Here is a 20,247-nt window from a genome sequence, read left to right on the forward strand (position 1 = left end):
GCGCCAACATGCGCCGGGCTTTCGTTGGTTGCATGAGAGTTTTGGCACCAATTGGCGAATGTTGGAAGCTCAAGCAGTTATTGGCCGTATCCAGTTGCAGCGCATGCAGGATTGGCACTCCAAGCGGTTAGCCAATGCCCAGCGTATCTGGTCGTCTGCACAAGCGTTTGCGGGGTTGCGTGTACCGGCCGTGCCGGCTGAAGTCAAACATGCTGCTTACAAGTGTTATGTGTTTGTTGAGCCGGCTGCTTTGAAAACGGGTTGGGATCGTGACCGTATTCTCAATGAAATCACTGCTAGAGGTGTGCCTTGTTTTTCGGGCTCTTGCTCAGAGGTGTATTTGGAGAAAGCGTTCGATCATACAGGCTGGCGTCCGGTAGATCGCTTGCCCGTTGCAAAGGAGCTGGGGGAAACCAGTTTGATGTTCCTGGTTCATCCGACGCTTACAAACGCAGAAATTAATGAGACCTGTGATGTTCTGGCTCAGGTGGTGAGTGAGGCTTGTTAGTTCCGGCTGTCTTTTTAAAGGGTTGAGGAGTCAATGTGTTAAGACTTGCCGAAAAGTTGCGCACTCGTCTGGTTAGTTTGCCAAGACGTCAGAAGCGACTGATTCAGGTTGCCATGGACGTGGTGCTTGTCTGGAGTGCGTTGTGGTTGGCGTTTGTTGTGCGCTTGGGCGAAAGCAAGTCTATTGAGCCCCTTGGCGGGCATGCCTGGTTGTTCGTGCTGGCACCGGTTATCGCCATTCCGCTGTTTATTCGCTTTGGCATGTACCGTGCGGTCATGCGCTATTTCGGCAACGATGCGCTGTTGGCTATCGGCAAGGCCGTTACGCTGTCGGCGCTATTGCTGGCGCTAGCTGTTTATTGGCATCAGGGCGCGCCCATGCTTATTCCGCGCTCTATGGTGTTCAACTACTGGTGGCTGAGCCTGGTATTGCTTGGTGGGCTGCGCTTGATGATGCGCCAGTATTTTATGGGTGACTGGTTCTCTGCCGATAAACCCACCAGCCTGCAAGGTCGTGAAAGTGGTTTGCCGAAAGTGGCCATTTATGGTGCCGGCGCAGCGGGTAATCAGTTGGTTGCGGCGCTCAGGCTGGGCCGTGCTATGCGCCCGGTTGCCTTTATTGATGATGATTCAGGTATCACCAATCGCACCATTGCTGGGCTGCGGGTGTACACCTCCAAGCATATCCAACAAATGATCGATGAAACCGGCGCCGATGAAATTCTCTTGGCGATGCCTTCTGCTTCGCGGGGGAGGCGGCGGCAAATTCTTGAGGATTTGGAAAAATTCCCGCTGCATGTACGCAGTATCCCTGGCTTTATGGATCTGGCTAGTGGTCGGGTTAAAGTCGAGGATGTTCAGGAGGTGGATATAGCCGACTTGTTAGGGCGTGATTCCGTTCCGCCGCAGCAGGTGCTATTTGAGCGCTGTATCCGTAATCAGGTGGTGATGGTAACCGGCTCTGGTGGCTCGATTGGTGCGGAATTATGCCGGCAAATTCTGCTCAATCAGCCTGCAACGCTGTTGTTGTTCGAACACAGTGAGTTCAATCTTTATAGCATTCACAGCGAGCTTGAGGCGCGTATCACGCGTGAGTCGCTGCCGTTGCGTCTGGTACCTATCCTTGGCTCAATCCGTAATCCCGATAGGTTGTTGGATGTGATGCAGGCTTGGAAAGTGGATACGGTCTATCACGCTGCAGCCTATAAGCATGTACCGATGGTGGAGCACAATATTGCCGAAGGAGTGCTGAATAACCTGGTGGGCACGCTGAATACTGCGCAAGCGGCGATCAGGGCTGGCGTGAGTAATTTTGTGCTGATCTCCACCGACAAGGCAGTACGTCCGACCAATGTCATGGGTAGTACCAAGCGTTTGGCCGAGATGGTGCTCCAGGCTCTTAGTCGCGAGTCGGCGCCAGTCTTGTTTGAGGATGATAAGGCGCTGCGTCAGTTGAACAAGACACGATTTACCATGGTGCGCTTTGGCAATGTACTGGGCTCTTCCGGCTCCGTCATACCGCTGTTCCATGAACAGATTCGCAAAGGCGGCCCGGTTACGGTCACTCATCCGAATATCACTCGTTACTTTATGACCATCCCGGAGGCGGCGCAGTTGGTGATCCAGGCTGGAGCCATGGGCAAGGGCGGGGATGTGTTTGTGCTGGATATGGGTGAACCGGTCAAAATTGCCGAGCTGGCGGAAAAAATGATTCATCTCAGTGGCCTGAGCGTACGCTCTGCCAAGAACCCTCACGGTGATATCGCTATTGAATTTACCGGTCTGCGTCCTGGCGAGAAACTCTACGAGGAACTGTTGATCGGCGATAACGTCAGCCCTACGGAGCATCCGATGATCATGCGCGCCAATGAGGAGCACCTGCCATGGGAGCAGTTCAAGGTGCGCTTGAACGAGTTGCTGGCTGCTGTTGAACGTGATGACTATGACCGCGTGCGCCAGTTGTTGCGTGAAACGGTCAGTGGTTACAAACCTGAAGGCGAGATTGTTGACTGGATACACGTGAAGCGTCGGCTGGAACCGTAGGGTTGTGCCGTAAGGCCTGGTTGAGCAGGGTACGGCTGCAGGTTTTGCTGATCGGCATCAGTGATGCACAGAGTTATTTGACAAGTGCATGGCAGCAGCTAGTTTTCAAAGCGTGGAGAGGAAATCCCACGTCGATGAAAACTAACGAAAGGATGCACTACATGCTAAAAGCCAAACTGTCTTCTCTGCTGTTCGCTGTTCTTGCTTCCATGTCCTTGGCGGTTTCTGCCGCTGAAACGCAGACCCAGCCAGCTCCTGCTGTTAAAACAGCTGAAGTGGCTCAAGTCGGTAAGGTCAATCTCAATACGGCTGATGCTGCCACTCTGCAACGTGAGTTGTTGGGGATTGGTGAGGTCAAGGCGCAGGCAATTGTTGCTTATCGTGATGAGCACGGCGACTTTGCTTCGGTGGATGAGTTGCTGGAGGTCAAGGGTATTGGCGAGGCAACGCTGGAGAAGAATCGCGACAAGTTGAGTATTAACTGACGCGTTCAGTTGTTTTAATTAAGGCCGGTTATTAACCGGCCTTTTTGCATTCTGGCGATCATGTTTTGAATACTGTGCGTGTTATGCGCTTGTAATAAGGTCAGGGATTAACAACGAGGCAATTTATGTTTTGGTTGGCTGTTGCGGCAGATGGAGTGGTAGTTGTGCATCTGCTGTTTATTCTATTTGCGGTGTTGGGTGGGTTGCTGGTGTGGCATTGGCGCGGGTTGGTTTGGTTGCATGTGCCGGCGGCCTTGTGGGGTGTGTTGGTGGAGTTGATGCATTGGCCTTGTCCGCTGACGCCACTGGAGCGCAGCCTGCGTCTGGCTGCAGGGCAGGCGGGGTATAGCGGTGGTTTTGTTGAGCACTATTTGCTGCCGATCATCTACCCGGCTGGGTTGACGCCGCAGATTCAGATTGGCTTGGGGCTGTTCGTCCTGCTGCTCAATACGCTGATATATGGTGGATTGCTCTGGCAGCGCTGGCGGCGGCCGTGAGTTGAGCTTAGGCCGCCTTATTCAGAAGGATGATGGTGTGCAGGCAAGATAATTTCCCCGGCTACACTGGCCCCATCAATCACCGCATTACAAGGCAGCTTTCCTATGCAAAATCGCATGATGATCACCGGCGCGGGTTCGGGTTTGGGGCGTGAGATTGCCCTGCGTTGGGCGCGTGAGGGCTGGCAGTTGGCGCTGTCGGATGTCAACGAGCCGGGCTTGGTGGAAACCCTGCAGATGGTTCGTGAGGCGGGTGGCGATGGTTTCACCCAACGCTGCGACGTGCGTGATTACAGTCAGCTGACCGCGTTTGCCCAGGCCTGTGAGGAGAAGCTCGGCGGTATCGATGTGATCGTCAATAACGCTGGCGTTGCCTCCGGCGGTTTCTTCAGCGAGTTGTCGCTGGAGGATTGGGACTGGCAGATCGCGATCAACCTGATGGGCGTGGTCAAGGGCTGCAAGGCCTTCCTGCCGCTGCTGGAAAAGAGCAAAGGCAAGATCGTCAATATCGCCTCCATGGCGGCTTTGATGCAGGGCCCGGCGATGAGCAACTACAACGTGGCCAAGGCCGGTGTTGTGGCGTTGTCGGAAAGCCTGTTGATCGAGTTGAAGCTGCATGAAGTCAGCGTGCATGTGGTGTGCCCATCGTTCTTCCAGACCAACCTGCTGGACTCATTCCGCGGCCCGACGCCGGCGATGAAGGCGCAGGTTGGTAAGCTGCTGGAAAGCTCGCCGATCAGTGCGGCGGATATTGCCGATTACATCTACCAGGAAATCGGCAAAGGCGAATTTATGATTCTGCCCCACGAGCAGGGCCGTATGGCCTGGGCGTTGAAGCAGAAGAACCCGCAATTGCTGTACAACGAAATGACCAGCATGGCCGACAAGATGCGTGCGCCGCGCGCCAAGTGACAGGCCGTGGTGACGTGAGTTAGTTGATTTAAAGGTCAACTTAATCGCCGTTCGGGGTTGTCTGCGATGAGCTTGCGTTCTAAGGTTTGCGGTCATGTCGGCATGGCCGCGAAACTGATGGATTTACTGTGAAACCTTTCCCGCGGGCCATGCTGTTGCTGGCCCTGATCCTGGCCGCAATCAACTTGCGGCCCGGTATCACCTCCCTGGCACCGCTGATCGAGCGGATTGCCGAAGAACTGGCCTTGAGCCGCAGCCTGATCAGCCTCACTACTGCATTGCCCGTGTTGTGCATGGGTTTGTTGGCACCTTTTGCGCCGCGTTTGGCCGTGCGTCTTGGTCTCGAGCGCACCATCGCCCTGTGCATGGCGGTGATCGCAGTGGCGTTGCTGCTGCGTGCGGTGGGGCATGCCAGTGTGATTCTGATTGGCAGTGCGGTGCTGCTGGGCGCGGCCATCGCGGTTGCCGGGCCGTTGCTGTCGGGCTTTATCAAACGGCACTTTGCCGGGCGTATGGGCAGCGTGGTGGGCTGGTATTCGCTGAGTATGGCGGTTGGTGGCGCCGGTGGTGCGGTGCTCACCATCCCGGCGACGCAGTGGCTGGGTAATGACTGGACCTACGGTCTGGCCATCTGGGCACTGCCGGCTGTAGTCGGGCTAGTGCTTTGGCTGTGCCTGCCGAACCGGGTCGAAAGCGAGAGCGAGGAGGGCGGCATGGGGCTGCCCTGGCGGCAGCCGCGTGCATGGTTGATCAGCGCATTTTTTGCCATTCAGGCCGGTTTGTTTTATGCCCTCGCCACCTGGGCTGTAGCGCGTTATCACGAAGCGGGCCTGAGCCTGATGCACAGCAACAGCCTGTTCAGTGTGTCGATGCTGATGGGCCTGCCCAGCGCATTTTTGCTGCCCTGGTTGGCGCAGCGTTTCAAGAATCGCTACCTGCTGCTGGTGGGCTGCGGGCTGTTGTCGTCGATCAGCCTGGCGATGATCACCTTCCAGCCTTCCGTGCTACCCGAGTTGTGGGCGGTGACCATCGGCTTTGGCCTGGGCGGCTCCTTTGCCTTGTCGTTGGTGCTGCCGTTGTACGAGGCGGGCTCGCCCCTGGCAGTCAGCCGCTGGACGGCGATGATGCTGTGCATGGGTTACAGCATTGCCTGTCTGACGCCGGTATTGACCGGTCTGGCGCGCGATCTTGCGGGTAACTACCAGTTGCCGTTTATGGTGCTCACCGGGCTTGCGGTGCTGATGACGCTGCTGGCCTGGATGATGCGCCGCGGCCCGAAGCGCGCCCATAACTGACGCCGGTCAGGCGTCGTTGCGGCGCTGTGCTGACGCTTATTTGGCAGCAGTTCCTTCCTTGGCCTGGGCGGCTGTGATAGAAGGCAGCCTTGATTTGCTGGAGTGCCTGCGTGGAGTCCGAATCCATCGTTTATGGTTGCATCCGTGACTGGCCGTCGGACAGTCCGGCGGAAAGCCGTCTGCGTCGTGAAATCAACCGGCAGGTGCTCGATGAGCTACCGGCAGGCGATGCCTGGAGTTTTCTTGGGCGGGAGATGTTTGCCTGTTGCGAGCAGCCGGGTGACGGCCTGTACCAGACCCAGGTGATCCACTTCGGCGCCAGCTACCGCACGGTGGAGTATGAGTGGAGCCTGTGGATCAAGCAGTTCGAGGCGCTGCTCAAGCGTTTGTATTGGGCCAGCGCGGTTGTGCATCTGGAAACTGAGCTGAACGGCACGCACACCTTTCGTTGGGAGTCGGATGGCGGCTTTCACAGTCCGCAGGAAGGTGAGTTGCGCGTGCGTTGCGCCTGGGAGCGCGAGGGCGGCCTGCGCGGGTAGGTTGGGTTGAGGCGCGCAGCGACGAAGCCCAACGAACATGTCGCCTTGTTGGGCCTCGCTGCGCTCAGCACCAACCTACGAGGATGAGGTTACTCTGCGGCGTTTATTCCTCAAGCGCATCCAACCACTCTTTCGGCACATCGCGTTTCAGTGCCAGCTGGCATTGCTGGCTCTCCGCATCAAACACAATCACCGCCTGGCCTTTGCTCAGCGCGTGGCGTACCCGTTCGATACGCGTATCCAGCGGGGTTTCATCGCCATTGTCGGTGCCGTCGCGGGTGACGAAGTCTTCGATCAGACGGGTCAGGGTGTCAGCTTCGAGCAGGTGATAAGGAATCAGCACGGTAGGGCCTCCAGAGCGCAGCGCGGATGCTAACGCGCGCAGCCTTGGCTGGCCATGTTTGCTGCGCCGTTACTGCGCGGGCGGTTCTGTCGGTTGCAGGTAGATTTCCAGGGTGCTGTACAGCTTGGCGCTGTCCAGCGGTTTGCCGAGGAAGTCATTCATTCCAGACTCGACCCCGTGCTGGCGGTGCTCATCGAGAATATGCGCGGTCAGGGCAATGATCGGCACGGCCGGCAGGTTGTGTTGACGTTCCAGGCGGCGGATCTGTCGGGTGGCTTCGAAGCCGTCCATCTCCGGCATTTCGCAGTCCATCAGGATCAGTTGCGTGGCGCTCGGGTCGCGCTGGTATTCATTGAGGGCGGCCAGGCCGTTAGTCACCAGGCGTACGTTGTAGCCGCGCTTTTTCAGAAAGCCCTGCACCACCAGCTGATTCACCGGGTTGTCTTCGGCCACCAGGATGCACGGCGTGCTGCCGGTGTCGTGGTAGGTTTTTGGCAGCGGTTTGATTTCCGCCGCTCGCGGTTCTTCGTAGAGCTCCAGCAGCGCACTGCGCAGGGCATTGATTGCCAGCGGTTGCGGCAGGCCGAGCAGGCGTAGGCCGGCGGAGCTGGGCAGTTGCTGGCATTGCTCCGGCGCGCAAAGCAGCAGCACGCGTTGCCCAGGCTGCAGCAGCGGACGCAGCGAGTCCAGCCAGTGCTGGATGCTGCCCGGCCACGGCGCCATCAGTACCAGCAGCGGCGGGGCGGCGAAATCCTCCAGGTAGCCGAGCAGGGTTTCCGGGTTCTGGCAGCGTTCGGTGCGCATGCCCCAGCGCCCGAGCAGGCGGCTCAAAGCATCCAGGCCGAGGCCATCGAGGGAGGTAAGCAGCGCGGTGCGGCCCTTGAGCAGTTCGTGCAGCGGGTCGACGGGCAGAGCATCATCCCCTTGTGGAATATCAAAGGCGAAGCGTGTGCCTTGACCCGGAGTGCTCTGCACTTCGATGCGCCCGCCCATCATCTCCACCAGCTCTTTGCTGATCGCCAGGCCCAGACCGCTGCCGCCGTAACGACGGGTGGTGCTGGAGTCGCCCTGAGCGAAGGATTCGAACAGCTGAGTCAGGCCTTTGTCACTGATGCCGATACCGCTGTCGCTGATGGCGAACACCAAATGCGGTTTGCCCTGGGAATCATTGCGCCGGCAGACGTTTAGCGCCACGTGGCCTTCGGCAGTGAATTTCAGGGCATTGCTGAGCAGGTTCATCAGCACCTGCTTAAGCCGCGTCGGGTCGCCCTGGGCGCGCCGTGGTACGCCACTTTCCAGGCTGACGTAGAGGCGCAGGCGCTTGTCCAGGGCTTGTCCGGTGAACAGGCTGAGGGTGTCGGAAATCAACTCTTCCAGATCGAACTCGATATGTTCCAGGCTGAGCTTGCCGGATTCGATGCGTGCGTAATCGAGGATGTCGTTGATCACCGCCATCAGCGAACTGCCGGAGCTGGAAATGGTGTCGACGTAGAAGCGCTGGCTGCGATCCAGCGGGGTTTCCTTGAGCAGCTGCAGCATGCCCAGCACGCCGTTGAGTGGGGTGCGGATTTCGTGGCTCATCTTGGCCAGGAAGCGGCTCTTGGCCTGATTTTCGATTTCTGCCTGTTCGGCGGCGCGGCGCGACTGGAAGCCTTCTTCCTTGAGCAGGTTGATGCGGTCGGCCAGTCCAATGGACAGGGTGATCAGTTCGATGGTCACGCCGATCTTCACCACCGTGGCGCCGAACACGCCCAGCACTTCCAGGCCCAACGAGCCGGTGGTGGCCTGGATAAAGGCGAACAGCAGAATGGCCCAGGCCAGGGTGTAATAGGAGCCGTAACGTACGCCGCGCCGCCACACGTAGAGGCCGGTGAGGAGCAGGATCAGTGAAACCAGCGAGACGGTGACGCTGGCCAGAATATTCCAGGCAGCGAAGCCGATCAGCGGCACCGACAGCAGGCAGCCGGCACAGGCCAGCATCAATAGGCGCAGGCCGGTGTCCAGGCGGGGGAAGTACTGCGGCGCATGCAGGAAGTGGCGGCTGAACTGGATGGCCGTTAGGCAGTGCAGGTACATCAGGATGTAGATGCTCACTGACTGGAACGCCACATGCTCGGGCAGCAGCTTGAACAGCATGCCATCGAAGCAGGCGGCCAGCAGACCGACGTTGAGGTTGTAGGCCAGGTACCAGAGGTAGGCAGATTCGCGCAGCGAGATAAACAGGAACAGGTTGTAGCAGAACATCGCAAACAGCACGCCGTAGAACGCGCCGTTGAAGCCCATAAGGTTTTCCTGGGCGGCGGCACTGGCCTGGTAGGTGCTGAAGAACAGCGGCATAAAGATTGTGCTAGTGGTCTCGACCCGCACCAGCAGGGTGCTTTCGCCGGGTGTCAGTTCAAGCGGAAACCAGAAGTTGCGCACCTGCACCGGGCGCTGGGAGAAGGCATAGCGGTCGCCGCTTTCCTGCATCTGCCACTGGCCATCGGCGCCGGCCAGAAACACCTGCAGGTGGTCGAGCAGCGGATAGTTGACTTCCAGATAGCCGGCCAGATTCTGCGCCAGGCTGTTGTTCAGGCGTACCTTGAACCACCAGACCGAATCATTCTTGCCGAGGTTGGCGTGCTCGCCCTTCACTGGGGTAAAGCGCTCATCGCTCAGGGCGCCGACCTGCTCAATGCTCAGCTCACCCTGCGGGTCTTCCAGGTAGGCCATGGACGGGCCGAGTGACAGGCGCAGGTCGGCGTTGTCCAGCGTTGCAGGCTGCAGCGCCCACGCCGATCCGCACAGCCAGAACAGCACCACCGCCAGCCATATCCGAGGCATTCACCGACCTCAATATTATTATTTGAGGCCTGATCCGGCCCCGCGTCATGCCGTCACTTTGCCCGGATGCGCGCAGCCCTTCAAGCGTCCTGATCGCGGGGGCGTAACAGGCTGTCGACAGTGGGCACACGGGTATCACTTTCCATCTGCGCATCGTGTTCCAGTTGATGGCTGAAGCGCTCTAGCGAGCCCTGCGCCGGCTGGGCGTCACTGGCAAATACCGGTGGGCTGAGCAGGTAGGCGGCGAGCAGGCGGCTAAGTGCTTTGAGGCTGTCGATATGCGTGCGTTCATAGCCGTGGGTGGCGTCGCAACCGAAGGCCAGCAGGGCGGTGCGGATGTCGTGGCCGGCGGTGACTGCCGACTGTGCATCGCTGTGGTAGTAGCGAAACAGATCGCGGCGTACCGGGATTTCATGTTCGCTGGCCAGGCGCAGCAGTTGGCGCGACAGGTGATAGTCGTAAGGCCCGCCGGAATCCTGCATGGCCACGCTGACGGTGTGTTCGCTGGACTGCTGGCCCGGCGCAACCGGGGCGATATCGATGCCGACAAACTCGCTGACATCCCAGGGCAGGGCGGCGGCCGCGCCCGAGCCGACTTCCTCGGTGATGGTAAACAGCGGGTGGCAGTCTATTTCCGGTTCCAGGCCGCTTTCCTGGATGGCCTTGAGGGCGGTGAGCAGGGCGGCGACGCCGGCCTTGTCATCCAGGTGGCGGGCGCTGATATGGCCGCTCTCGGTAAACTCTGGCAGCGGATCGAAGGCGACGAAGTCACCCACCGAGATGCCCAGCGACTCGCAGTCGGCGCGGGTGCTGCAGTATGCGTCCAGGCGCAGTTCGACGTGGTCCCAACTGATCGGCAACTGGTCCACGGCGGTATTGAAGGCGTGCCCCGAGGCCATCAGCGGCAGCACGCTGCCACGAATTACGCCCTGGTCGGTAAACACGCTGACGCGGCTACCTTCGGCGAAACGGCTCGACCAGCAGCCGACAGCGGCCAGGCCCAGGCGACCGTTATCCTGCAGTTCGCGGACAATCGCGCCAATGGTGTCCAGGTGCGCTGAAACCGCGCGGTCCGGGCTGCTCTGTTTGCCTTTGAGGGTGCCGCGAATGGTGCCGCGCCGGGTCATCTCGAAGGGGATGCCGATCTCCTCCAGGCGTTCGGCGACGTAACGCACGATGGTGTCGGTAAAACCGGTGGGGCTGGGAATGGCGAGCATTTCCAGCAGCACTTTTTGCAGATAGACGAGGTCGGGTTCGGGGAGTGATTGCATATACGTTCTCCTTGCGAAAATTGTCTGGGCGGCCTGCGATCTCGTAGGGTGGATGACGCTTTATCCATCCACCAAATCGCCATGGTGGATGAGAAAGGCGTCATCCACCCTACGCAGTGCTGGCCCTCATAAGCCTTGCTGCAACCGGGCTGGTAGTGACCCGGATTGCGCCGCATATCGCGGTTCTGATGATGTTTCAATCCACCTGGCTAAGCGGAAACAGCAGGTCGATAAAGCGCTCGGCGGTGGGTTGCGGCTGGTGGTTGGCCAGGCCAGCGCGTTCGTTGGCCTCGATAAACACGTAGTCGGGTTGATCGGCCGCAGGCACCAGCAGGTCAAGGCCGACCACCGGGATATCCAGGGCACGGGCGGCTTTGACTGCGGCATCGGCCAGCACCGGGTGGAGGATCTCGGTGACATCTTCCAGGCTGCCGCCGGTGTGCAGGTTGGCGGTTTTGCGCACGGCCAGGCGCTGGCCGGCGGGTAGCACGCTGTCGTAGTCGACCCCTGCGGCATGCAGGGTGCGCAGGGTTTCGGCGTCCTTGGGGATGCGGCTTTCGCCTTCGGTGGCGGCCTGCCGGCGGCGGCTCTGTGCATCGATCAGCTCGCCAATGCTGTGCTGACCATCGCCGATCACTTCGGCTGGGCGGCGAATGGCGGCGGCGACCACGGCAAAGCCGATCACCAGAATTCGCAGGTCGCAGCCTGGATGGAAACTTTCCAGCAGCACGCGGCTGTCGAAGCTGCTGGCGCGCTCGATGGCGTCCTGCACATCCAGCGGCGTGCGCAGGTCCACCGCTACGCCCTGGCCCTGTTCGCCATCCACCGGCTTGACCACCAGGCTGCCGTGCTCGGCGAGAAACGCGGCGTTTTCTTCGGCACTGCCGGCCAGGCGCTGTGCAGGCAGGTGCAAGCCGGCGCGGGCCAGGGCGCGATGGGTCAGGCGCTTGTCCTGGCACAGGGTCATGCTCACCGCGCTGGTCAGGTCGCTCAGTGATTCCCGGCAGCGGATGCGCCGGCCGCCGTGGCTCAAGGTAAATAGCCCGGCGTCGGCATCGTCGACCTGCACTTCGATGCCGCGTCGCAGCGCTTCATCGACGATGATCCGCGCATAAGGGTTCATCGGTGTGTGTGGGCCGGGGCCGAGGAACAGTGCTTCGTTGATGCCGTTTTTGCGCTTGATGCTAAAGGTCTGCAGCTCGCGAAAGCCCAGTTTGGCGTACAGCCCCTTGGCCTGCTGGTTGTCGTGCAGCACGGACAGATCGAGGTAACTCAGGCCGCGACTCATAAAGTGTTCGATCAGGTGGCGCACCAGCACCTCGCCGACACCGGGTCGGCTGCAGCGTGGGTCGACCGCCAGGCACCACAGGCTGCTGCCGTGCTCCGGGTCCTGGCAGGCCTTGTGGTGATTGAGGCCCATGACGCTGCCGATCACCGCGCCGCTGTCTTCATCCTCGGCCAGCCAATACACCGGGCCGCCAAGGTGGCGCGGAGTGAGTTTGCCCGTATCGATCGGTAGCATGCCGCGCAGTTGATACAGCTCGTTGATCGACTGCCAGTTCTCGGCATTCTGCGCGCGGCGTACGCGGTAACCGCGAAAGCCCCGGCGTGCCGGGCGGTAGTCGGTAAACCACAGGCGCATGGTGTCGGATGGGTCGAGAAACAGCTGCTGCGGCGCCTGCGCGAGCACCTGGTGCGGCGCGGCGACATACAGGGCGATATCGCGCTCGCCAGGCTGTTCGGTCAGCAGGTCGCTGGCCAGGGCGGCAGCATCCGGGTAGGTGTGACCGAGCAGCAGGCGGCCCCAGCCGCAGTGCACGGCGTGCGGCTCGCTGCGCGGGGCGTTGTGGTCCTCGGCCAGGCGCGCCTGCAGGCGCTCGTAGGAGGGCGCTTGGCCGCGCAGCAGGCGTTGATTAAAGGCAGTGGCACGCATTGGGGAGTCCTTTGCTCATTCGCTTGGCCTGGGCTGAGCCAGGTTGTGGGTTTGAGCCGCAACACCCCCGGATTGCATCCGGGCTACGGCGGTGTTGCCGAGGTCTACAGGCCGTGTTCGTTCAACCAGAGATTCAGCGCGGCCAACTGCCACAGCTTGGAGCCGCGCAAAGGCGTCAGTTGGCCGTGCGGGTCACTCAGCAAACGATCCAGCATGGCCGGGTTGAACAGGCCACGATCCTGGCTGGGGTCGAGCAGCAGGTCGCGCACCCAGCCCAGGGTTGCGCCTTGCAGATGCTTGAGGCCGGGCACCGGGAAGTACCCCTTGGGCCGGTCGATCACTGCGCTGGGGATCACCTGGCGCGCGGCTTCCTTGAGCACATGCTTGCCGCCATCGGGCAGCTTGAATCGCCCTGGAATGCGCGCTGAAAGCTCGGCCAGGCGGTAGTCGAGGAACGGCGTGCGCGCCTCCAGGCCCCAGGCCATGGTCATGTTGTCGACCCGTTTGACCGGGTCATCGACCAGCATCACCGTGCTGTCCAAGCGCAGTGCCTTGTCTACCGCGGCCACGGCGCCGGGCTGGGCGAAATGCTCACGGACGAAGTCGCCGGCCATGTCGCCGGTCAACCACTCAGGCTGCACGCAGGCGGCGTATTCGTCGTAGTCGCGGTCGAAGAACGCCGCGCGGTAAGCACCGAAGGCATCTTCGGCGGCGTCCACCTGCGGGTACCAGTGGTAGCCGGCGAACAGTTCATCGGCGCCCTGGCCGCTCTGCACCACCTTGCAGTGCTTGGCCACCTCGCGTGACAGCAGGTAGAAAGCGATGCAGTCGTGGCTGACCATCGGCTCGCTCATGGCGCGAAAGGCCGCGGGCAGCTGTTCGAGAATCTCGTGCTCACCGATGCGCAGCTGATGGTGGCGGGTGGCGAAGTGCTCGGCGATCAGGTCGGAATACTGGAACTCGTCGCCGCGCTCGCCGCCAGCATCCTGAAAGCCGATAGAGAAGGTCGACAGGTTTTCCACCCCGGCTTCACGCAGCAGGCCGACCAGCATGCTCGAGTCGACGCCGCCGGAAAGCAGCACACCGACGTCCACTGCGGCGCGCTGGCGGATCGCTACCGCCTGGCGCATGCCGTCGAGCACGCGCTCTTGCCATTCTTCCAGGCCGAAGGCGATTTCATCGCGCTGCGGGCCGAATGTCAGGTTCCACCAGGTCTGCTGCTCACAGTTGCCCTGGGCGTCGATGCGCATCCAACTGGCAGGCGGCAGTTTCTCTACCCCGGCCAGCAGGGTGCGCGGCGCGGGTACCACGGCGTGGAAGTTCAGGTAGTGGTTGAGGGCGACGGGGTCGAGGGTCTTGCCGATATCACCGCCGGCCAGCAGTGCCGGCAGGCTGGAAGCAAAGCGCAGGCGTTCGCTCGTGCGTGACAAGTACAGCGGCTTGACCCCGAGGCGGTCACGGGCGATGAACAGCTGCTGGCTGTCACGCTCCCAGATGGCAAAAGCGAACATGCCATTGAGCTTGGGCAGCAGGTCGGTGCCCCAGGCGTGATAGCCCTTGAGCAGCACTTCGCTGTCGCCACCGGAGAAGAAGCGATAGCCGAGGGCTTTCAGCTCTTCGCGCAGTTCCGGGTAGTTGTAGATGGCGCCGTTAAACACCATCGTCAGGCCCAGCTCGCTGTCGACCATCGGCTGGCCGGACGCTTCGGCCAGGTCCATGATTTTCAGGCGGCGATGGCCGAGGGCTAACGGACCCTGGCTGAAGAGGCCGTGGGCATCGGGGCCACGAGCGGCCATGTGGCGGGTGATTCGCTCGACTGCAGCCAGGTCGGCCGGTCGTTGATCAAAACGTAATTCTCCAGCGATTGCGCACATAATTCCTTACCGGTATTGCCGTTGGGGAGTGGTTCGGGGCAGCCGAACCTTTTACACCAAAACAAAATAATGATTTCATGTCAAAGTTTTATATCGAATTAAAAGGCATATATGGCTTATAAAAAGGTTTCTGTTGAAATAGATTTGTCATCTGTTGCAGCCTTCGAGCTGCCGCTGTTTCAGGCCTTGCGGCGGTTGCAGCAGGCCGGTGAAGTGCATGCCAAACGCCTCGGCCGCTTTGGTGGGCTGACGCCGATGCAGTTGCTGATTCTGCAGGTGTTGGCGGGGGAGAAGCGCCTGACGGCCAGTGACCTGAGTGGGCGGGTGAGCCTGACGGCGGCCACCTTGTCGGGGATGCTTGATCGGCTGGAGGAGCGCGGCCTGCTGCAACGTCAGCGCGACGATCAGGACCGGCGCCGTCAGTGGCTGCTTCTCAGCGAGCAGGGCCGCACGCTGCTGCAACAGGCGCCGAGCCTGCTGCCGCCGGAGTTTGTCGCGCGCTTTGCCGGTTTGCAGGAGTGGGAGCGTCACAGCCTGACCGCCGCGTTGTTACGCGCGGCGCAGCTGTGTGGGGAGATGGAGTAAAGCCGCCGCGCCCGGGAAGGCGCGGGGTTGAGCGAGGGCTTAGCGCTGGGCGCTGAGCTTGGGCTGCTTGTACAGATCGATCAGCACTTGATCGAGAATCGACGAGGCGCCCCACGGGCGTGGGTCGTTGAGGATGGCCACCACGGCCCAGCTATTGCCGTTGCTGTCGCGGCTGAAACCGGCGATGGCGCGCACATTGTTCAGCGTGCCGGTCTTGATCCGCGCCTCGCCCACCAGCGGGGTGCGGTGCAGACGTTTGCGCATGGTGCCGTCCATCGCCACCAGCGGCAGCGAGGCCATAAATTCGGCGGCGTAGGGGCTCTTCCAAGCGGCCTGCAATAGGGTGGCCATTTCCCGCGCGCTGACCCGCTCGGCGCGTGACAAACCGGAGCCGTTTTCCATCACCAGGTGCGGTGCAGTAATGCCTTTGCGCGCCAGCCAGCTGCGAATCACCCGTTGTGCGGCCTTGCTGTCGTCTTGGTCGGCGGAGTTGCGAAACTGTGCGCCGAGGCTCAAGAACAGCTGCCGGGCCATGGTGTTGTTACTGTACTTGTTGATGTCGCGGATGATCTCGGTCAGGTCCGGCGAGTAGGCGCGGGCCAGCAGGCGGGCTTTCTCTGGCACCGGGGCGAGGCGGTCCTTGCCCATGATGCTGCCGCCCAGTTCCTGCCAGATGGCGCGGATGGCGCCGGCGGCGTAACTCGGGTGGTCGAGCAGCGACAGGTAGGTCTGCGAGCTGCAGCCCTCGGCCAGTTGGCCGCTGACAATCACCGTGGTGCCGTCGAACTCGGTCACCGGGTTGTAGCGCACATCCGGCCAGCCTGGGCATTTGGCTGCAGGCAGGGCTTTGACGCGGTTGTCGATACGGATATTGGCAATCGGCGGCTCGGCGGCGATATACACCTTGCCGCCCTCGGTGCGGGCGATAAAACGCAGCGCCTTGAGGTTGACCAGCAGCGAGTCAGGGGCCACCAGGAACGGCTTGTTGGCGTCGCCACCGTCGTCATTGAAGCTCGGTAGCTGGGGCTGCACGAAGTGGCTGCGGTCGAGCACCAAATCGCCCGTCACCTGCAGCACGCCGTTGGCGCGCAGGTCGCGCATCATCAGCCAGAGCTTTTCCATGTTCAGCTTGGGGTCGCCGCCGCCCTTGAGGTAGAGGTTGCCGTTGAGCACGCCGTTTTTCAGTTGGCCGTCGGTAAAGAATTCGGTTTTCCACTGGTGGGTCGGGCCGAGCAGCTCAAGCGCTGCATAGGTGGTGACCAGCTTCATGGTGGAGGCTGGATTTACGGAAATATCGGCATTGAAGAAATTGCTGTTGCCAGGGCCGTTGAGCGGCACGGTGGCCACGGACAGCGACTGGCTGCTGATCTTGTTGGCTTTCAGCGATTGCTCAACCTTGTTGGAAATACCGCTCGTGGCGGCTGCCAGCGGCAGGCAAACAGGCAGCAGCAGGCCGGCGATGGCAAATTGGCGTAGGGTTTTGATCATGGGCGGCTACCCTCCAGCTGAGGGACAAAGGTGACGCGAGGCATGTAAAGAGGTTCCGTCGCGGGTTGGGATAATGTTGGCAATTATGCCCCAATACGGGGCCTGCTGAGTGGCAGTAAATGCCATCGGCCGGGCTTTTCTGTGGGCTATCGGCCGACCTGTCGTCTTCCAAGCGGGCGCGCAGGCCGCGAAACTGCTAGAGTGCCGCGCGTTATCACTTTTGAGGATTGTTCCATGGCTACTAACCGTTCCCGCCGTCTGCGCAAAAAACTCTGCGTGGATGAATTCCAGGAGCTGGGTTTTGAGCTGAACCTGAACTTCAAGCAAGATCTGGCTGATGAGGCCATCGACAGCTTTCTTGAGCAGTTCCTGCGTGACGCCATGACCGCTAACGGCCTGGGCTATGTCGGCGGCGATGACTTCGGTCTGGTATGCCTGTCCAAGCGTGGCTCGGTCAACGAAGAGCAGCGCGCTGCCGTTGAAGCCTGGCTGAAAGGCCGTGACGAGCTGGTGGATTTCACCGCTAGCCCGCTGATCGACGTCTGGTACCCAGACAACTCGATCAATCAGGCCTGATGCTTCAAGCGGGGCATGCATCGCGCATGTCCCGCTGTTGTTCCCTCCGCAATTACTCCTCTAGCCGCTCAGGCCAGCCTTGGCCAGCAGCGCATCGTTATCGACCTGATCAATCTGCTCACGACGTAGAAAGCGTTCGGCGTAGCTGAGGTAGATCTTTTCCCGCACAAATAGCCCGAACAACTCGGGGTCGATGTGCGCGCCTTTGCACATGCCGGCCATGATGTTGAGTGATTCGGACAGCAGCTTGCCCTTTTTGTAGGGGCGATCCACCGCGGTCAGTGCTTCGAAGATATCGGCAATCGCCATCATCCGTGCCGGCAGGCTCATGTCCTCGCGTTTCAGGCGTTTCGGGTAGCCGGTGCCGTCCATCTTTTCATGGTGGCCGCCGGCAATCTCGGCGACGTTGGCCAGGTGCGGTGGGAAGGGAAGGTGGTTGAGCATGCGGATGGTCTGCACCATATGACCATTGATGATAAAGCGCTCTTCGTTGGTCAGGGTGCCGCGACCGATGCCAAGGTTATAGACCTCGCCACGGTTGTGTTTGTAATGCGGCACTTCCAGCTTGAAGCCCCAGGGGTTGTCCTCGGCGATCAGCTCGCTTTCGGGGCGCTCGATCAGGTGTTCGGCTTTGTCGCTGAGCAGTGTTTCCTGCACCGGCAACGGCTGCGCTGGGGTGCGCGACTGGCGCAGGTTCTCTTCCCAGGACACCCCTAGGCGATCATCCAATGTCCGCGTCCAGGTGCGCGCGGCGATGCTGCGCAGGCGCTGCAGGTCAGCTTCGGCCATCGCTTCGCCGCCCAGGTTGCAGCGGGCGATAAAGGCGAATTCATCATCCAGGGTGGCGAGCAATTCATCGCGCACCTGAGCCAGGCTGGCCGCTTCGCCGCCTTGGCTGAGGTGTTCCCAGTAACTGATCCAGGCATCGCGCTTTAGCACCTCAAAGCGCATGCGCACTTCATGGATGCGGTCGCAGATGGTTTCCAGCTTGGTGGCCTTGTCCACCACGTACTCAGGCACGGTGACCTTGCCGCAGTCATGCAGCCAGGCGGCGATATGCAGGGCTTCCCATTCTTCGTCAGTGGGTTGGTAGTCGCTGAACGCGGCGTCCTCGCTGGCGGCAGCGGCGCGGGCGAGCATCAGGGTGATTTCCGGCACGCGCTGGCAGTGGCCACCGGTATAGGGGCTTTTGGCATCGATGGCGCCAGCGATCAGCTGGATAAAGGCGTCGAGCAGTTTCTTCTGTTGATCGAGCAGGCGCTGGCTCTCGATGCACAGCGCCGCCACGCCGGAAACCGCCTCGACATAGGCGATGCGCTCGGGGCGTAGCATGGCCAGGTCGGCTTCATCTCCGGTGTCGCGGTGCAACAGCAGCAGCACGCCCAACGTCTGGCCCTGGCGGTTATGCAAGCCGGTGCAGACCAGGTGCGCACGCGGGCTGTCGAGGGTGTGCAGCAGGCTTTGGAAGCCCTGGGCATGCTCGAAACCGAGTGCCACGGTGACGCTGGGGCCGCCGGTTGCCGTCTGCGCGAGCCAGCTGGGCAGGGCCGGATCGTTTGGGTCGAAGCTCGGGATACGGTGTTCTTCCAGGTTGTGCTGCTGCTCGTCGATAAACAGACCGTGCGGCTCCAGGCGACCGCTGCTGCTGTCGCGCAGATAGAGCAGGCCGCCGCTGGCTTCGCTGAGGTCGACGGTTTCGCGTAGCACCCGGCGCAGCAGGGCATCGAAGCGGGTTTCCGCAGAGAGTGTGGCGGCAATATCGAGGAAGCTGGAGATGGTCTCCTTCATCCGGGCCATCGAAACCGCGAGCTGATCGACCTCCTTGACGAAGGAGCGACCGCTGGCCGGGTAGTCGAAGTTGAAGCTGCGGATGGCTTCGGCTTCACCCACCAGCAGGCGCAGCGGTTTGACCAGAATATTGGAGAGCAACCAGCCAATCGGGATGCACAGCAGCAGGATGCCCAGGGTCAATATCGCGCCTTGCCAGCGGATACGGTAAGCATCGGCCAGCAGCTCACTTTCCGGGGCCAGTAAAGCCAGGCGCAGCCCCTGCGGGCCGCCTTCACTGAACTGGCTGTAGGAGATTTGCCAGCGTTGTTTGTTCAACCGCACGGCACCCTGACGATCCTCATTCAGGCCGAGGCTGAGAAAATCGGCGAGCACCGGGCTGAGATCCTTGACCTGTGCCAGTTGCAGCTTTTCCCCGGGGATTACCAGGCGTGTGCTGTCCGGGTAGGCGACTGCGCTGCCATCGGGGCTGTACAGCACCACTTCGGTGGAGGGTGTCAGGCGGTGTTCGGCCAGGGTAGCGGACAGATCGTCGAGGGTCAGGTCAGCGCCCACCACCGTGGTTTCGCTGCTCTTGCGGGCAATGGTGGTGCCGATTTCCTGGGTGGAGAAGAAGGCATAGGGCGCGGTGGTGAAGTGTTCCTGGCTTTGCAGTGCGCTGTTGTACCAGGGGCGGCTGCGCGGGTCGTAGGTTTCCTTGAGGTTCTGCCGGCGACTGATCGGCTGCAGCTGCGCATCGAAGAACAGGTATTCGGAATCCAGGCGTTGTTCGCTGATGCGGTCGATGCTCCACACCTGATATTCGGCACTTTCGGGGGCAAAGAAAATCTGCCGCAGTTTCTCGCTGCGCAGCGGCCGCACCATAAAGAAACTGCCATCGCCATAGCCGACATAAATTGACGCCAGCTTGGGGTTGTCGCGCAGCGCCTGGCTGAAAATCGGCAGCATGATCATCCGTTCATGGCGGTCACGGCCGTTGATCTGCTCGTTACGCGCGAGCAGGTTGATCATGTAGCGAATCGGTTGGTAGGTATTGCGCAGATCCGCCTGGACTTCCTTGCGCATCTGGCTGAACAGCTGGTCGCTGCTGCTGAGGATGATGTTGCTGGTTTGCTGGTAGTTGAAATACCCCAGCACCACCCCTGAGCCCAGCAGCAGCAGGGTGAACAGCACGCTGATATGGATATGCAGCGGAAAACGTCGTTCCTTAGACCTTGCTTGGGACTTTACTGTCTGCTGCATCCGCGCATGCCCTTGTATGCCTTGGCTAAGCGCCAAGCATAGTGGA

At 60.8% G+C, this 20,247-nt stretch carries 16 protein-coding genes; 9 read left to right on the top strand and 7 right to left on the bottom strand.

Annotation, left to right across the window (positions count from 1 at the left end):
- The 7 genes from Q8O69_RS11755 to Q8O69_RS11785 form a co-directional block, all read left to right on the top strand.
- Positions 1-508 (top strand): DegT/DnrJ/EryC1/StrS family aminotransferase (locus Q8O69_RS11755; RefSeq protein ID WP_305592317.1); only part of this gene is annotated, 508 nt, incomplete at its 5' end.
- 113 nt (positions 509-621) lie between these two features.
- Positions 622-2,550, top strand: a complete 1,929-nt coding sequence (locus Q8O69_RS11760; RefSeq protein WP_371136121.1) for a polysaccharide biosynthesis protein — start codon at positions 622-624, stop codon at positions 2,548-2,550.
- Positions 2,551-2,711: 161 nt separating this feature from the next.
- Complete coding sequence (locus Q8O69_RS11765) at positions 2,712-3,035, top strand: helix-hairpin-helix domain-containing protein (protein ID WP_305592321.1); 324 nt, start codon at positions 2,712-2,714, stop codon at positions 3,033-3,035.
- 125 nt (positions 3,036-3,160) lie between these two features.
- Entirely contained in the window at positions 3,161-3,532 is a 372-nt protein-coding gene (locus Q8O69_RS11770; protein WP_305592323.1) for a DUF2784 domain-containing protein, read from the top strand.
- Between the two features lie 105 nt (positions 3,533-3,637).
- The gene (locus Q8O69_RS11775; protein WP_275961367.1) at positions 3,638-4,444 is read left to right on the top strand and encodes an SDR family oxidoreductase; all 807 of its coding nucleotides are present in this window, start codon (positions 3,638-3,640) and stop codon (positions 4,442-4,444) included.
- Positions 4,445-4,572: 128 nt separating this feature from the next.
- Positions 4,573-5,739 carry a CynX/NimT family MFS transporter gene (locus tag Q8O69_RS11780; protein WP_305592325.1) on the top strand — a complete coding sequence of 389 codons (1,167 nt, stop codon included), beginning with the start codon at positions 4,573-4,575 and terminating at the stop codon, positions 5,737-5,739.
- Positions 5,740-5,849: 110 nt separating this feature from the next.
- On the top strand, positions 5,850-6,278 hold the full coding sequence (locus Q8O69_RS11785; protein WP_305592327.1) for a hypothetical protein: 429 nt from the start codon (positions 5,850-5,852) through the stop codon (positions 6,276-6,278).
- Positions 6,279-6,381: 103 nt separating this feature from the next.
- Here the strand turns inward: Q8O69_RS11785 and Q8O69_RS11790 are convergent, their stop codons facing one another.
- The 5 genes from Q8O69_RS11790 to Q8O69_RS11810 all read right to left on the bottom strand — a co-directional run bounded on the left by Q8O69_RS11790 (position 6,382) and on the right by Q8O69_RS11810 (position 14,522).
- On the bottom strand, positions 6,382-6,621 hold the full coding sequence (locus Q8O69_RS11790) for a YheU family protein (protein ID WP_305592329.1): 240 nt from the start codon (positions 6,619-6,621) through the stop codon (positions 6,382-6,384).
- Positions 6,622-6,690: 69 nt separating this feature from the next.
- Positions 6,691-9,444: a hybrid sensor histidine kinase/response regulator gene (locus Q8O69_RS11795; protein WP_305592331.1), complete on the bottom strand. Its 2,754-nt coding sequence runs from the start codon at positions 9,442-9,444 to the stop codon at positions 6,691-6,693.
- An 80-nt stretch (positions 9,445-9,524) separates the two neighbouring features.
- Positions 9,525-10,715 carry an osmoprotectant NAGGN system M42 family peptidase gene (locus tag Q8O69_RS11800; RefSeq protein ID WP_305592333.1) on the bottom strand — a complete coding sequence of 397 codons (1,191 nt, stop codon included), beginning with the start codon at positions 10,713-10,715 and terminating at the stop codon, positions 9,525-9,527.
- A gap of 196 nt (positions 10,716-10,911) precedes the next feature.
- Complete coding sequence (gene ngg / locus Q8O69_RS11805) at positions 10,912-12,648, bottom strand: N-acetylglutaminylglutamine synthetase (RefSeq protein ID WP_305592334.1); 1,737 nt, start codon at positions 12,646-12,648, stop codon at positions 10,912-10,914.
- 104 nt (positions 12,649-12,752) lie between these two features.
- The gene (locus Q8O69_RS11810; RefSeq protein ID WP_305592336.1) at positions 12,753-14,522 is read right to left on the bottom strand and encodes an N-acetylglutaminylglutamine amidotransferase; all 1,770 of its coding nucleotides are present in this window, start codon (positions 14,520-14,522) and stop codon (positions 12,753-12,755) included.
- Positions 14,523-14,633: 111 nt separating this feature from the next.
- On the opposite strand from Q8O69_RS11810, the gene Q8O69_RS11815 reads away from it, so the two are divergent.
- On the top strand, positions 14,634-15,107 hold the full coding sequence (locus Q8O69_RS11815) for a MarR family winged helix-turn-helix transcriptional regulator (protein WP_305592338.1): 474 nt from the start codon (positions 14,634-14,636) through the stop codon (positions 15,105-15,107).
- A gap of 39 nt (positions 15,108-15,146) precedes the next feature.
- Here Q8O69_RS11815 and dacB read toward each other — a convergent pair whose 3' ends face one another.
- Positions 15,147-16,595 carry a D-alanyl-D-alanine carboxypeptidase/D-alanyl-D-alanine-endopeptidase gene (gene dacB, locus Q8O69_RS11820; RefSeq protein WP_305592340.1) on the bottom strand — a complete coding sequence of 483 codons (1,449 nt, stop codon included), beginning with the start codon at positions 16,593-16,595 and terminating at the stop codon, positions 15,147-15,149.
- 234 nt (positions 16,596-16,829) lie between these two features.
- Between dacB and Q8O69_RS11825 the strand changes: the two genes are divergently transcribed.
- Positions 16,830-17,171 (top strand): YggL family protein, encoded by a 342-nt coding sequence (locus Q8O69_RS11825; RefSeq protein WP_305592342.1) that lies wholly within the window; start codon positions 16,830-16,832, stop codon positions 17,169-17,171.
- 60 nt (positions 17,172-17,231) lie between these two features.
- Here Q8O69_RS11825 and Q8O69_RS11830 read toward each other — a convergent pair whose 3' ends face one another.
- The gene (locus tag Q8O69_RS11830; protein WP_305592344.1) at positions 17,232-20,201 is read right to left on the bottom strand and encodes an HD domain-containing phosphohydrolase; all 2,970 of its coding nucleotides are present in this window, start codon (positions 20,199-20,201) and stop codon (positions 17,232-17,234) included.
- Between the last annotated feature and the right edge of the window lie 46 nt (positions 20,202-20,247).

The sequence above is a fragment of the Pseudomonas sp. genome (genome assembly GCF_030690725.1).
Classification (GTDB): domain Bacteria; phylum Pseudomonadota; class Gammaproteobacteria; order Pseudomonadales; family Pseudomonadaceae; genus Aquipseudomonas.

Bases quoted from the DNA above. Each gene is read 5' to 3' on its own strand.
- Q8O69_RS11825 (WP_305592342.1), top strand. From the start codon at position 16,830: ATGGCTACTAACCGTTCCCGCCGTCTGCGCAAAAAACTCTGCGTGGAT.
- Q8O69_RS11770 (WP_305592323.1), top strand. From the start codon at position 3,161: ATGTTTTGGTTGGCTGTTGCGGCAGATGGAGTGGTAGTTGTGCATCTG.
- dacB (WP_305592340.1), bottom strand. From the start codon at position 16,595: ATGATCAAAACCCTACGCCAATTTGCCATCGCCGGCCTGCTGCTGCCT.
- Q8O69_RS11765 (WP_305592321.1), top strand. From the start codon at position 2,712: ATGCTAAAAGCCAAACTGTCTTCTCTGCTGTTCGCTGTTCTTGCTTCC.
- Q8O69_RS11815 (WP_305592338.1), top strand. From the start codon at position 14,634: ATGGCTTATAAAAAGGTTTCTGTTGAAATAGATTTGTCATCTGTTGCA.
- Q8O69_RS11795 (WP_305592331.1), bottom strand. From the start codon at position 9,444: ATGCCTCGGATATGGCTGGCGGTGGTGCTGTTCTGGCTGTGCGGATCG.
- Q8O69_RS11810 (WP_305592336.1), bottom strand. From the start codon at position 14,522: ATGTGCGCAATCGCTGGAGAATTACGTTTTGATCAACGACCGGCCGAC.
- Q8O69_RS11775 (WP_275961367.1), top strand. From the start codon at position 3,638: ATGCAAAATCGCATGATGATCACCGGCGCGGGTTCGGGTTTGGGGCGT.
- Q8O69_RS11830 (WP_305592344.1), bottom strand. From the start codon at position 20,201: ATGCAGCAGACAGTAAAGTCCCAAGCAAGGTCTAAGGAACGACGTTTT.
- Q8O69_RS11760 (WP_371136121.1), top strand. From the start codon at position 622: ATGGACGTGGTGCTTGTCTGGAGTGCGTTGTGGTTGGCGTTTGTTGTG.
- Q8O69_RS11800 (WP_305592333.1), bottom strand. From the start codon at position 10,715: ATGCAATCACTCCCCGAACCCGACCTCGTCTATCTGCAAAAAGTGCTG.
- ngg (WP_305592334.1), bottom strand. From the start codon at position 12,648: ATGCGTGCCACTGCCTTTAATCAACGCCTGCTGCGCGGCCAAGCGCCC.